Below are 14,332 nucleotides of genomic sequence, written 5' to 3'. Positions count from 1 at the left end.
GTCTGGGTGTGCGCCGGTTGCGGCACAACCCATCGAAGGGATGAGAATGCTGCCGGAAACATAAGGACCGAAGGGATAAGAATATTAGGCCTTGCATAGCGCAAGAGAGAACCGCCGGGCTGGCGGGAATCGCCCAGTAAGGATAGCTGCGTGGGCAGTTATGTCCTGGGAAGCCCCCACTTCTGCAAGTGGTGGGAGCATGTCACTGAGTATCGATCTGGCAAAGAAGAACTTCATTGAACTTAAGAAAAAGGCAAATGATGTTGCGTCTAGTCTTGGACTTGGAAATCAGAAGGCGAAAGTGGCGTTAGCTTTGGATATATCCGGTTCAATGGCGTCTACTTTCAAAAACGGAACCGTTCAAAAGGTAGTCGAAGAACTTTTGGCTCTAGGCGTTAAGTTTGACGACAATCAGGCTATCGACATTTTTCTATTGGGCAGCGTGACTATGAAGTCGGAGAACTGGTAGAGTCTAATTTCTACGGGTATGTGGATAATAAAATCGTTAAAAGTTATCCTCTTGAGGCTGAGACGAGATATGCTGGCGTGATTAATCGGATCGTAAAGAAATATACGACGGAGAAAAAGGGTTTTTTCCGTAAGGCCACAGCCATCAATGGGCCTCTAGAGGAACCGGTATTCGTTATTTTCATTACAGACGGGGATAATCAGGACAAGCCGCAGACAGAGGAAGCGATTCGAGCTGCTTCGAAGTTGGGGATCTTCTGGCAGTTTGTCGGAATCGGAAGTGCCGGATTTCAGTTCCTTGAAAAGCTGGACAACTTAAGCGGAAGATTCGTGGACAATGCTAACTTTTTCAAGATTAACAATATCTCCAAGATGGATGAAACGAGTCTATACACCAAGCTGCTTCAGGAGTTTCCCGACTGGATCAAGACGGCAAGAGAGCATCAACTCATTAATTAGAAAGCAAATTCTGGATAAATGTAATAAGGAGTCGTGCGCTAACACGAGTCCCCACAACAGCCGCTTTTAAGGGCGGTAGGCTTGCGGATAAGTGATTAGAAATAGACCGTTATCCTTTGTCCGAGGGCGGTCTATTTTTTCTGGTTAAGTGCATTGACGATAACAACAACCAGCATCAAAAGCGCGACAATTAGCGCACCAAAGCTGATCATTAGCGTCAAAGCGTCTTTAACCTCCATGGCATCACAACGAGTAATCGCTATTGTCGCAACAGAAGATGACCCCTTGAGCTTGGCGGCTCGGGGGTCATCTTCTGCTGTCCTACCAAAGTCTTCCTACCAAAGTATTGAATAGGAAGACGTTTGTAGGTATAATGATCCTGTATTTGACCGAGGACATATCGATAACGGCAAACCCGCTCGAAAGACGGGGGCGCAAAGCTTCAGGCCTAAAGGATAGATTGTATCCCATGGTAGCTGAGCCGCCGAAAATGACCGGATCTTCCGCAGCTTGCTTACGAACAACATGACCAGACCGTTCCTGATTTCGGAACGGTCTTTTTGTATGGTCACAGGGCCGTGTCTACGATGACCAGATCGAACTGCGCCCTCAGATCGATCTCATAGGGGGATATTACGGGGGTTCCGTCTCCTTCCCGGATAATTTTGACGATCGGACGCTGGACGAGAGAGGAATCGACCGAGGTGATGACCGCCGTCTGCCCGCTGTTCAGAACGACGCGGCTTCCGACCGGATAGATGGAGATGTGGCCGACGAACAGCTTGACGAGCGATAAGTCGAACATGCGATCTCCGGAGCCGAGCAGAAATTCGACGGCGTCCCTCTTCGTGTAGGAGCTGCGATGGTGCCGCCGGGACACGAGCGCGTCGTACGTGTCGGCAAGGGCGATAATCTGGGCGAACTCGTGAATATTGGAACGGCTGAGTCCCGACGGATAACCGGAGCCGTCATATCGTTCATGGTGCTGAAGGGCGCATATCGCGGCGGCTCCGGGCAAGTCGGATCGATGGACAAGCATCTGATAGCCTTCGACCGTATGGCGCTCGATAAGCCCTCGGTCGTAATCCGTCAGCCGACCTTTCTTGGTCAGCAGTTCGTCGGGAAGCTGGGTCATGCCGATGTCGAACAGCAGAGCCGAGACGATCAGATCGTGAAGCGGCTCGATGAAGTATTGCTTGGCGAAGCCGATAATTGCCGATAGGGTGGCGACGTTGAGCGTGTGCTCGAACAGCATCGGGTCCTTCATATGAAGCAGGGTCAGCCTGTCTTTAATGAAGCGATGATCGGACAACTCTTCCAACAGCGTCTGATAGATGCGCACGAAGCGGTCGCCGAGCATCGGCACGGACAACTGCTGGCGGATGAGCGGGTTGCCGATGAGCCTGGCGAACGCTTCGTCGACCGCCTTTTTGGAAGCGGTGGAGTTTCTCTTCCTGTTCGGTTTCTCCTGCGAAGAGGAGACGTGTGAAGCGATGGCGGGCGATGACTCCGCTCCCTGAGTCCTGGAAGAGGCGTCTTCCTCGACATAGATGTCTGTAATACCCAGAGTCCGCAATCGTTCGATATATTTGTCGGTCAGCTGCGTTCCGGCGCCCAGCATGACCATCCCGTTTTTGTTCAGTACCGGCTTGGCCAGCGTTTGTCCCGGACGGAGAGTGGCGGTTGGTTTCATCGTTTTCGACCTGCTTTCGGTTCGGCGTCCTAACGATAACGCCGTATTTTTTCAATCGCGATCTCCGGAATGGAGAAGAACAGCTCGACGGAGCCGGGGTCGAATTGGAGGCCGCTCTGCTTTCTAAGCTCGTCCGACGCTTCCGCCGCCGTCTTGACCCGATTGTAGGAGCGGGTCTGGACCATGGCGTCGAAGGAATCGAAGACGGCGCACAGGCGAGCCCAAGGCGGAATGCTCTCGCCGCTAAGCCCGTCCGGATATCCCGTTCCGTCCCAGCGCTCATGATGGGAGCGCACGGTCGCGATCATTCTCGGGTCCCGCCAGCCGAGCCGGCGAACAAGGCGAACGCCGAGGAGCGGGTGCTCGCGAATTCGCTCCCGTTCCTGCTCGTCGAGCGGGAGTCGTTTGACGAGCAGCTCCTGCGGAACGAGAAGCTTCCCGATATCGTGAAAACTGCAGGCGGCGGTGAACATCCGTTCTTCGTCCTCCGGCATACCGAGCTGCCTGGCGGCGGCTTGAGCCAGCAGGCCTACCCGCACGCTGTGCGAGAAAGTCGCGGGATCTTTCCGCAGTCCAAGAGCATGAAGCTCGGAGCGGATCAGGTTCGACATCCTTTAAATCCTCCTTTCCTGTTCCATGGCGGCGGAGCCGCCCGACAAGCGAGGTCGAACAATAGTGATTGTTCGAAGTTCACCGATAGAAAGGAGCCAATGACATGAATGCGGAACGCAAGCTCTCGAACGGAGCGGCTGTTTTGGACGAAGAGCAGATGATCCAGAGCTTCCTGGCCGGGTATCATCGGCCGAATACGATCCGTAATTACGAACGGGCGCTTCGCCGTTTTCGATCGTTCATCGGGGCAACCCCTCTGGGCGAAGCCACTTGGCACGATCTGGAGCGATACAAATCTTCCTTGATGCGGGGAACGTCCGGGAACAAACCGCTGAACGCTTCGACCATCGCCAGCTTAATCGCGCCGCTGCGCTCGTTTTACAGATGGGGGAGCGACGCCAATATCGCGTTGTTCTCGCATAATCCCGCCTCGTCCATCCGGTTGCCCAAGGTGCGGGTAACAAGCGGGCATCATTTTCTGACCCAGCGCGAGCTGACCGAATTGCTGACCTATCTGAGCGCCAAGAGCGTACGGGAATGGATGATGGTTCTTTATATGGTTATACTGGGACTGAGGGTATCGGAGCTGGTGCAGATGAGATGGGGCGATGTGGTTACGGACCCGCTGGAGAGCGGCGCGTGGCTGACCGTCGCGGACGGCAAGGGAGGCAAGACGAGGCAGGTGAAAATGCCGGAGGCGTTATGGAAGCTGCATAACGACCCTTCCATCCGGCTGAAGCTGCACGGCGGTTCTGCTGTGAACCGGCAAGGCCGGGTTTTTCCGATTACGTCCCGTCAAGTAGAGCGCATCGTTAACAGGGCGAGCAGGGAGTGCGGGATTTCCAAGCCGGTGACGCCGCATTGGCTTCGGCATACGAATGCGACCATGGCGCTGCTGAACGGCGCATCGCTTCAACAGGTGCAGCAGACGCTGGGCCATGTGCAGATCAATACGACGCAGCGCTATCTGCACACGGTTGAACTGATGAAGAAAGCCGCTCCGGATTTCGTGGCCGAAAGCATGCACGGCGTGTTGAAAAATGTATTGTTATGAAAGATTCGGTCGTTTATAATGAGTAACAAAGAAGGGATAATCAAGCAAAAAAATGTCGAACAATCACTATTGTTCGACATGATTATCATACCCTATTCGCCGGTCTTCATACATCGGCTCATAGGAAGGCGACGAAGCCGGCGGAGCGAACCCGTCGGCTTTTTTGTGCGCGATTTCCGCCGAGCTCGCGATCAAACGAATTTTTGCCGAAGCTTCCTGTTCGTCGCAAGCGCTCGCCGAACGATTCTTGATGCGCCAGGAACGAAAATAATGCAGCCTGCACTGCCCTTTGGCGTAGTGTCTATTCGTGCATCCCCGCATTTCGCAAAGACGGAGATACGGGAGCTTGCTTCTACCCATTCGTCGATCCTCTCTTTTCCGCTTCTATCTCAATCCCCTACTGAATGATTCTGTTCGATAGAATGCTTTCCTACATTGAATAGTAAGGCAACGAGCTGATCAATTTTTGAACAGGCGAACGTCCGGCTGAGGCAACTGCTGCAGCGGCCGATTTTTGTCGAACGGTTTGTCACAGTTTTGCAACATCCGACAGCGTATACTGGCAAGAATGGAGGTTCCATGTTGAAAAATATGTTTACGGAGGAAGGACAATGATGTTAAAACAACGCAGGATACAAAAAAAGATTAGCCTACTCATTATAACGACGTTATTGTTTGCGATGCTGCCGATATCCATAGTTAGAGCGGATGATTCGCCTTTGGCCGGGGATGATACTCCATCGATAACTTCTGCCGTTTATGGAGACCTTTCACAGCCGTTAGGAATCACAATGAGCGATACAACGCTTTGGAGTGGTGAAGGAACCGCGGACGATCCATATGTGATTACAACCGCCGCTCATTTAAATCAAATGCGCGAGCATCCGAATGCACACTTCAAACTTGGTGCCGATATTAATCTTGATGTACCGCCATACAACGAAGGGGAAGGCTGGGAGCCGATTCCGTCGTTTAACGGTACGTTGGACGGGAATGGATTCGAGATTGCGGGGTTGTATATTAACCGTCCTGCTGCAGGGGATGTAGGATTGTTTGGGGTCATTAGCAACGAGGCTGTGATATCTAATGTTAAGCTGGAGCACGTAGATGTGACAGGCTATGCTGCTGTCGGCGGTTTGGTAGGCTGGAATAGCGGAGGGAGTATTGACAACTCATCTGTGAGCGGCAAGGTGACAGGAGATTATTCGGTCGGTGGGCTGATAGGGGATAACGAAGGGAGTATTAAAGACTCCCATGCGAGCGGCAACATAATTGGTAGTGTTGAAAGTGTCGGCGGTTTGGTAGGGTGGAATTCTAGCAATGGAACCATTAACAATTCCCATGCAAGCGGTAAAGTGACAGGTAATGATGAAGTCGGTGGTTTAGTCGGTCAAAATGTAGGAGGTATTAGCTACTCTTACGCGAGCGGAGAAGTAAACGGCGCTAACAAAGTAGGCGGCTTGGTAGGTTATAATTTACAAGTCGTTAGTAATAGTTATGCGAGCGGCAAGGTGACAGGTCTTGATAAGGTAGGCGGCTTGGTCGGTGAAAGTTCCGGCGGACATATTAGCAATTCCTATGCGAGTGGAGAGGTGACAGGCAGTAGCCGAACAGGCGGGTTGGTCGGTTCCAAAAATGCTGGAGAGGTTACGAATTCCTACTGGGATATACAGGCCTCCGGACAAAATCAAAGCGCAGCCGGAGAAGGAAAGACGACAGAACAATTGCAGAAGCAAGCTACCTTTGCAGATAACTGGGACTTTGATGAAGCATGGGCGATAGGCCGAAGCGGTTACCCTCGATTGAAATGGGAAGCAAATGTCGTAGCGCCGCCTCCATGGGAGGGGGAAGGCCATGGAACGGAGAATAATCCATACCTGATTACATCGGCTGCTCAATTAAATGGAGTGCGTAATTATCCGGATGCCCATTTTGCGCTTGGCGGGGATATCGATCTTAGCTTGGAATACGGTGCGGGAGAAGGCTGGGAACCGATTGGCACAACGGATAGCCCGTTTATCGGCATAATGGACGGCAAAGGGTATAAAATTACAGGGCTGTATATGAATCGTCCTAGTCAAAATGAGGTCGGTCTGTTTGGCGTCATCGGCAACGGGGCTGAAATTTCGAATATAAGGCTTGAAAATACGGAGGTAACAGGTCAACTAAATGTCGGCGGTTTGGCCGGTAAGAACGACGGAGCGGTAAGCCATGTCTATGTGAGCGGCGAGGTAACGGGCAATGAATTTGTAGGCGGCTTAGCCGGTGCGAATGCAGGGAACATTAGTCAATCCTATGCGAGAAGTCAAGTGAAAGGCGCTAATTTTGTAGGCGGCTTGGTTGGAGCAAACGATGGAAACATTAGCGATTCCTATGCAAGCGGCGATGTCATCGCTTCTAACGGTCATGCAGGCGGTTTGGTCGGTTCTAATGATCGCGGAAGCATCAGCAACTCCTATGCGGTTGGCAAGGTAACAGGCCATGGCGATGTCGGAGGCTTAGCGGGTGAAAATGGGAGTGGAACCGTCACCGCTTCTTACTGGGATAAAGAGATGACAAGCCAGACAACAAGTGCCGGAAGCAGCGAGGAATACGGGAAGATTACCGTTGAAATGAAGCAACAAACGACGTTTGTCGGTTGGGATTTCGACAATATCTGGGCGATAGACGAGGGTGGAAGCTATCCCTATTTGAAAGCGGATCGCGAAGGCGCGGGATCGTCTTGGACAGGTTCGGGTACGGCGGAAGATCCATTCGTTATTAAAACCGCTGCTCATTTCAATCAAATACGCGATCATCTGAATGCGCATTTCAAACTTGGCGCTAATATTAACCTTGACGTGTTGCCGTATAACACAGGAGAAGGCTGGGAACCGATCGGTACAACGTCTAGTCCGTTTAACGGCGCACTGGATGGCAAGGGGTTTAAGATCACAGGTCTGTATATTGATCGTCCTAGCGGAGACTTTGTCGGTTTGTTTGGCTACACGGGCGCTGCGAGCAAAATTTCTAACGTAAAACTAGAGGACGTAACTGTAGCTGCTCAACTGCGTGTCGGCGGCTTGGTTGGTTATAATCACGGAAGCATAAGTTACTCCTCTGTGAACGGCAAGGTGGAAATCTATAGTAATCTTAGTGATCCTAGTAATCCTAGTGATCCTAGTAATCCCAGCGGTTCCGGCAATTCCGGCGTCTTGGTCGGATATAACTATGGCAATATCAGTTACTCCCATGCGAGCGGCTTGATAACTGGCAGTGATTTTCTAGGCGGTTTAGCGGGTGCCAACTCGGGAAAAATTGACCAGTCCTATGCGAGCAGTAAAGTGGAGGGAGCCGATTTTCTAGGCGGCTTGGTTGGAGTAAGCGACGGAAGTATTAGCGATTCCTATGCAAGCGGCGATGTCATCGCTTCTAATGGTTATACGGGCGGTTTGGTTGGCGCTAATGACGGAAAGATTAGCAATTCCTATGCAATCGGCAAGGTGATCGGTATTGGTTATGTCGGCGGTTTAGTTAGTCAAAGGAAGGGCGGCAGAGTCACGAATTCCTACTGGGATAAAGAGACGACACTCCAAACAACAAGTGCTGGAAGCAAGGAATCCTACGGTAAGTCTACAGCCGAGATGAAGCAGCAAGCGACTTTTGTCGGCTGGGACTTCGCTAACATCTGGGAGATCGAAGAGAATGAACGGTATCCCTATTTGAAATGGGTGGTTAATGCCAATTTAAGCGGCTTGACGCTGAGTGAGGGAACATTAAGCCCGGCGTTCGCAACAGATACGGTCAACTATCGGGCTAGCGTAAGAAGATCGGCAAACAGCGTAGATGTAACAGCCACGGCAGCAAGCGGGGGCGTAAGTCTGGAAGTGAACGGGATAAGCGCAATAAGCGGTGTTGCAACATCTGTCCCGCTGCATGCGGGACGAAATACGATCGATGTGGTCGTCACGTCCTATGATGGAACAAAGACGAAAAGGTATACGATAGACATTACAAGACCAAGTGAGGATTCATCCTCATCCGATCAGCCGGCCACCCAGATCATCCATGTACCGGTAGAAACAGGGGACGTAGGCTCAGCTACAACGGTCATGCAAACGCAAATTACCCGTATTACCGAGCCAAGCGGCAGAGTAAGAGATGAAGTCACATTAACGCCCGATCGAGCGAGAGAAGCGGCGCAGCGTATTGCAGAAGCGGGTCAAACGACGGCTCGCATCCGGATTCCGGACGAAGAGGACAGAGTCGCTCAAGTTGATGTTAAAGTACTAAGAGAAGCAATAAGAGAATGGTTTAATAAAAATGTGAGCCTTGAAATATTCACAGAAAATATAAGACTTCTAATCCCGTATCGATCCATGGATACTGTTGAAGAGGATTTATACTTCCGTGTCATTCCGCTGAAGGAAAAATCGCAGCGACAAGAAGTTGAGAATCGTGCAAGATCGGAACGGGTAGTTAGAGAAGCGGCAAAGGATGCCAAGGTAACTGTCGTTGCAAGACCTATGACGATTGAAACGAACATGCCCAATCGACCGGTTACCCTTATATTACCTTTGCGTGATGTTCCGCTCCCATCGAATCCGGCGGAGCGTGCAGCATTCCTAGATGAACTCAACGTCTTCATTGAGCACAGTGATGGGGAAAAGCGGCTAGTAAAAGGAAAAATCGTAGAATACAAGAACGGTTTGCCAGGGATCGAGTTTGAGGTGAGCAAATTTAGTACGTTCACGATTCTTCATATGGAAAATGAAGAGATTAAAGTTAATTTCCATAAAGCGTATATTCGAGGGTATGAAGACGGAACATTCAAGCCGGGTAATACCGTGACACGCGCAGAAATCGCAGCGATGATCGTCAGAAATCTGGGGGTTGATGATTCGAAAAAAGCGGCAGCAGCCCCATTCTCTGATGTATCAGCCTCTCATTGGGCGGCAGGAGCGATTGAATATGTGAAGCGGCAAGGGTTGATGAGAGGGGATGCTGCAGGGGCGTTTCACCCGAATGCAGCGATCACACGCGCGGAAATGGCGGCAATCGTAGCGCGATACAAACAATTTAGGTTAGTAACCGAGGAAGAAAGCAATACGGCATTCACGGACATCACGGGCCACTGGGCAGCATTGGAGATTGCGGCGAATAAGCAAGCGGGAATTCTGAATGGCTATGAGGATGGAATGTTCCGCCCGAATGGAAATCTAACGCGCGCCGAAGCCGTCAAAGCGATGAACCGCATGTTTGACCGAGGTCCATTATATGAGGTAAGCACACCTACATTTACAGATGTGAGCAAGACACATTGGGCATTCCATGAGGTAGAGGAAGCAGCCCGAGATCATTTCTTCACACACAGAGCTGAAGGTGGAGAAAATAGGATAAGATAAGCAAGAGTCGTCCTTCGGTCCGTAAAACGGACTTTGGGACGACTTTTTTTCGTTTATATCAATCGAATACAAGCAGCGTGAGACTCGAAATCTATCATTTGTTAGCATAAAGTTATGCTATGATAGAAACGAAAAAAACATTCGCGGACAGGAGTGCGCCTATGCCGACGATTGTCAGAGCGCTCGCCAAGCTGTTCGAGTGGCCGGCCAGACGGATGGAACGGAAGCTGTTCATCGTCTTTTTGTTTCTCGTGCTGCTGCCGGTAGGGTTGATCGGATACATATCCGCCGAACGCTATGCCGATTCGATCGAGTCGAACACGGTCAGTTACGTATCCGAATTGTCCGATGCGATGATTTCGAAGCTGGACGACTACATTCAGGATATGAAAAAAATATCGATCATTCCTTCGTATTTGGACGAGATCCGCACCGGACTGAAGCGTTCGAACGCTTTTTACGAGCAGCGCGACGAGACGGAACAGTCCGAGGGACAGGAGTCGGCCGTTCGGACCGTCCCCGATAGCATTTTGCCGGAAGAAGAGCTGCTAAGGCTTGAGATTCAGCGGGAAGCGGAGAGCAGCATTTACTTCATGAACAACATCAAGCAAGGGACGAATTCCGTTTATTTGTTCGACCGGTACGGACACTCGTATTTCGCGCTCAAATCGGGCGGAGTGAGGGGCGATCTCGCGCAGATGTACCCCCAGTGGAAGGAGCTGGCGAGAGAGGGGCACGGCTATCCGATTCTCGTCAGCACGCAGGAAGTGTCGGGAAGGCCGAACAACGGGCGGTACGTGTTCACCGTTGTGAGGGAGATCATCGACACCTCCTTTGAGTCGATCGGCATGATCGCGGTCGACGCGAACATTACGGTTATCGAAAACATCGTGCGCGATCTGGACAAGACGACGCTCGGAACGACGCTGATCGTCGATGAACGGGGACGGGTCATTTTCGACAGCGAAAAGAAGTATTTGACCCAGTCGTATCCGCACGCGGAGCTGCTGGAGCAGGCGTCCGGCCCGGAAGGAAGCTTTCATGCCGTCGTCGAGGGACGGCGGATGCTGACGATCTACAAGCGGTCGGAAGAGACAGGGTGGAAAATGATCATCACGGTGCCCGAGCGCGAGCTGATGGCCGGCGCCGTTCAGACGCGCAATCTGACGCTTGCGACGACGCTGGCGGCGGTGCTGCTCGCGCTGCTCATCTCGCTAGTGCTCATCATCGCGGTGACGCGGCCGCTGCGCTCGCTTGTGCGGCTGATGAAGGTCGTGCAGTCCGGCAATCTGGACGTGACGTTCCCGGTTCGCCGACCGGACGAGACCGGACTGGTCGGAAGCGCGTTTAACCGGATGCTGCTTCGCGTCCGGACGCTGATCGACGACGTCTACGAGGCCGGTCAGCGAAACAAGGAAGCGGAGCTCAAGGCGCTGCAAAATCAGATCAATCCGCATTTTATCTACAACACGCTCGAATCGATCCGGATGACCGCGGTTATGAACGACGATACGGAGGTGAGCGATATGACGCGTCTGCTCGGCAAGCTGCTGAGATACAGCATCGGCGGCGGCATGGAGACGGTCCCCGCGGCGAAGGAACTGGAGCATCTAAAGCTCTACGTCGAGCTGCTGAACTATCGTTACGGCAACCGGTTTGCTCTGAGGCTGCCGGCAGAGCCGTTCGACGGCGATCTGCCGGTCATGAAGCTGCTTTTTCAGCCGATCGTCGAAAATTCGGTGTACCACGGACTGGAGGATGGCAAGCCGATGATGCATATTAGCATCCGCTACGAGCGGGACGGGCAGGAGCATCGGTTCACGATCTCCGATAACGGCGCGGGCATGAGCCGGGAAGCGCTGCAGCAGTTGAAGCGCAAGCTGGAGGAGCCGCAATGGAGCCGTCTGTCCGCCGCCGGCGAAGAGGACGATCCCCGCGGCATCGGGCTGCGCAATGTGCACGAACGGCTTAAGCTGCGCTATGGGGAGAAGTACGGCTTACAGGTGGATGCGGAGCCGGGAGCGGGGACGTTCGTAACGGTAAGATTTCCTGCAGCGGCTGTATAAGCTGAACCAAAGATACGTCAGCCGGCAAAGCCATCCCTTTCGGAATGCAATGGGCTTTCTATTCATTGGTTCAACCTATATAGAAAGGGGAAGACGTTATGAAAATCGCGGTCGTAGACGACGAGGAACGAATTCGCGGCGGGCTTGCGAAGTTGATCGAACAAGCGGGGGAGCGGTACGAAGTGGCAGCCGTATGCTCGGGAGCGGCGGATTTGTTCGAGAAGATCGAAGCGGGCATCTTGCCGGAGCTCGTCATAACGGACATCAAAATGCCGGGCATGAGCGGTCTCGAACTGATCGACAAGCTGCGCAGAGCGTTTCCCGGGATAAAATGCGCGGTCATCAGCGGGTTCGACGACTTCGCGTTTGCCAAACAGGCGATGCGCTATGGCGTGGAAGATTATTTGCTCAAGCCGGTCGATCCGCAGGAACTGTCCGAGATGCTCGCGCGCATGCATGCGGCGATCGAGGAGGAAGCGGAACGCAGCGCGGCCGATTTCGAGAAACGGCTCCGGCTGCTGCTCGTGCCGGATGAAGAGGCGGTGCCCGGACAGTTCCGGGAAGAAGCGGCGAAGAAGCTGCAGGACCATCCGCTGTTTCGCGAAGCTTACGCGGTCGTGCGCGTGAGGACGGAGCCAGTCGCGCCTCTCAAGGAACTGCGCGGCGCGCTGGACGTTGTCGGTCGCCCGTGGACGGCGCTCGAGTTCGGCGGCGGAACGACGGTCATCGTCTCGATTCGGCTGACCGACCATTACGATACGATCCGCGAGCAAGGGCAGACGCTGATGCAGCGAATGTCCGTACTGCGCCATGTGCGCGTCGGCGCCAGCGAGCCGTTCCGCGGACCGATCTGGCTGCCGAAGGCGGCCGAACAGGCGGAAGCGGCGCTGCATCGCGCCTGGTTCGCACCGGGCCGACACGAGTTCGCCGATTTTCTGCATCTGGAGAAAGCGTCCGAGCCGTCCGTCCATCCGTTCGTTCTGTTCGATCGCGCGAGCCGGGCGGCATTGTTGATATCGGACTGGGACGGCGTGCATGAGGCGCTGGTCGGATGGTGGGGAGAGTGGATGCGGGCTTATCCGTCCTGGGAAGATCTGCGGGAAGGCTGCGAGGGCGTCTTCGCGCTGCTTGGCGAGAAGGAGGCCTTCGATCCGCGCCGTTACGCGGACCGGCAAGCGTGCGCGGCCGCTTTCTTCGCCGCCGTTCACGAGAAGTTCCGCCGGCTGCGCGAGCAGCGGCAGGAAAGCCGCGTCGTCGAGACGGTCAAAGCGTATATCGCCAAACGTTATGCCGAGGAAATCGAGCTGTGCAAAATCGCGGAGGCGGTGTTTCTCACGCCGAGTTATTTGAGCAAGCTGTTCAAGACAGAGACGGGGGAGACGATTACCGATTATCTCATCTTCGTGCGGATGGAGCGTGCGAAGGTGCTTCTTCGCGAGCGTCCGTCACTTAAGACATACGAGGTCGGAGAACTCGTCGGTTACACGGACCCGGCTTACTTCAATAAAGCGTTCAAAAAAGCGACCGGCAGCACGCCCAAAGAGTTTCGGGACAGAGCTAGATGAAGAGTTAGGTGAAAATTATCCCAAAATAAGACAAGGAAAACAAACGTATTCCCTTAAACGGTTGAACGTTTCATTTTATAATGATGGGAATTGAAATCGTTTCCTCAGGATCGTGCATCCGCGGTCGACATCGGAAAGGGGCAGGAAAGCCTATGTTCAACCTAAGCTACAAAACGCAGAAATACCTCATCCTGTTCGGGTTTCTAACCCTCCCGCTGGCGCTGATGGCGGCTTTCTCGCTGTATCCCGCCGCGGCGCTGTTTTATTTCAGCCTCACCGATTGGGACGGGGTAGGGTTCGATCAGAAGTTTATCGGACTGGCGAATTACAGGGATATTTTCTCCAACTCGGAAGTGTTCCGGGCCTTTCGCGCCAACGCCTACTACTTCATCGGCGGGCTCGTCCAGACGGCAGTCGCGCTTTACTTTGCCGTCCTGCTGAACGGAAAGCTGAGAGGGAGATACGTTTTCCGGGTGCTGCTGTTTTTGCCGTACGTGCTGCACAGCGTGGCGACGGCGATCATGTTCAAAAACCTGTATCACGCGGAATACGGTTCGCTGAACGTCGTGCTGGAGGCGATCGGGCTCGGGTCGTGGCAGCAGGCGTGGCTCGGCAATCCGGACATCGTCAACTTTTCGCTCGCGTTCATCTCGATGTGGAAATATTTCGGCCTGTCCATGGTCATTTTCATCGGGGCCCTGCAGTCGATCTCCGAAGACCTGTACGAAGCCGCGAGCATCGACGGCGCCTCCGGGTGGCAAAGCTTCCGGTTCATTACGCTGCCCAGCATACGGCGCGTGATCGAGCTGATGCTTATCCTGACGCTGACCGGCGCGCTGGAGGCGTTCGATATCCCGTACATCATCATGCTCGGAGCGAACGGAACGTCCACTTTCGTCATCGAGACGGTCGATACGGCGTTCAAGTATCAGAACTTTGGCAAAGCGTCGGCGATGGCCGTACTGCTGCTGTTCATCGTCATGCTCATCATCTTCGTCCAGCGCAAATTCGTGTTCAAGGGGGCGGACTGA

The 14,332-nt window shown here is 53.3% G+C and carries 10 protein-coding genes and 1 riboswitch; of the genes, 7 read left to right on the top strand and 3 right to left on the bottom strand.

Going from position 1 to position 14,332, the window contains the following annotated elements; translation table 11 throughout:
• Window positions 1–199: 199 nt before the first annotated feature.
• Window positions 200–469, top strand: coding sequence for a VWA domain-containing protein (locus ACESLM_RS05525; protein ID WP_372630452.1), 270 nt, complete (start codon window positions 200–202; stop codon window positions 467–469).
• Window positions 470–546: 77 nt separating this feature from the next.
• On the top strand, window positions 547–927 hold the full coding sequence (locus ACESLM_RS05520) for a VWA domain-containing protein (RefSeq protein ID WP_372630450.1): 381 nt from the start codon (window positions 547–549) through the stop codon (window positions 925–927).
• Window positions 928–1,058: 131 nt separating this feature from the next.
• On the opposite strand, the gene ACESLM_RS05515 is transcribed toward ACESLM_RS05520, so the two are convergent.
• From ACESLM_RS05515 to ACESLM_RS05505, 3 genes are all read right to left on the bottom strand, one after another.
• Window positions 1,059–1,166, bottom strand: coding sequence for a putative holin-like toxin (locus ACESLM_RS05515; RefSeq protein WP_372630448.1), 108 nt, complete (start codon window positions 1,164–1,166; stop codon window positions 1,059–1,061).
• 159 nt (window positions 1,167–1,325) lie between these two features.
• Window positions 1,326–1,416, top strand: a riboswitch (cyclic di-GMP riboswitch).
• 79 nt (window positions 1,417–1,495) lie between these two features.
• Window positions 1,496–2,620 (bottom strand): HD-GYP domain-containing protein, encoded by a 1,125-nt coding sequence (locus ACESLM_RS05510; protein WP_372630446.1) that lies wholly within the window; start codon window positions 2,618–2,620, stop codon window positions 1,496–1,498.
• Between the two features lie 29 nt (window positions 2,621–2,649).
• The gene (locus ACESLM_RS05505) at window positions 2,650–3,231 is read right to left on the bottom strand and encodes an HD-GYP domain-containing protein (protein WP_372630445.1); all 582 of its coding nucleotides are present in this window, start codon (window positions 3,229–3,231) and stop codon (window positions 2,650–2,652) included.
• A gap of 104 nt (window positions 3,232–3,335) precedes the next feature.
• Between ACESLM_RS05505 and ACESLM_RS05500 the strand changes: the two genes are divergently transcribed.
• The 5 genes from ACESLM_RS05500 to ACESLM_RS05480 all read left to right on the top strand — a co-directional run bounded on the left by ACESLM_RS05500 (window position 3,336) and on the right by ACESLM_RS05480 (window position 14,332).
• The gene (locus tag ACESLM_RS05500; protein WP_372630443.1) at window positions 3,336–4,286 is read left to right on the top strand and encodes a tyrosine-type recombinase/integrase; all 951 of its coding nucleotides are present in this window, start codon (window positions 3,336–3,338) and stop codon (window positions 4,284–4,286) included.
• Between the two features lie 611 nt (window positions 4,287–4,897).
• Entirely contained in the window at window positions 4,898–9,670 is a 4,773-nt protein-coding gene (locus ACESLM_RS05495; protein WP_372630441.1) for a GLUG motif-containing protein, read from the top strand.
• A gap of 161 nt (window positions 9,671–9,831) precedes the next feature.
• Window positions 9,832–11,736, top strand: coding sequence for a sensor histidine kinase (locus ACESLM_RS05490; protein ID WP_372630439.1), 1,905 nt, complete (start codon window positions 9,832–9,834; stop codon window positions 11,734–11,736).
• 98 nt (window positions 11,737–11,834) lie between these two features.
• Complete coding sequence (locus tag ACESLM_RS05485) at window positions 11,835–13,301, top strand: response regulator (RefSeq protein WP_372630437.1); 1,467 nt, start codon at window positions 11,835–11,837, stop codon at window positions 13,299–13,301.
• A 152-nt stretch (window positions 13,302–13,453) separates the two neighbouring features.
• A complete protein-coding gene (locus tag ACESLM_RS05480; RefSeq protein ID WP_372630435.1) occupies window positions 13,454–14,332 on the top strand; it encodes a carbohydrate ABC transporter permease in 879 nt (292 codons plus the stop codon).

It is taken from the genome of Cohnella sp. (genome assembly GCF_041641335.1).
In the GTDB taxonomy this organism is placed as follows: domain Bacteria; phylum Bacillota; class Bacilli; order Paenibacillales; family Paenibacillaceae; genus Cohnella.
The sequence above is the reverse complement of the archived record's forward strand: the minus strand, read 5'-3'. Positions and strand labels throughout refer to the sequence as shown.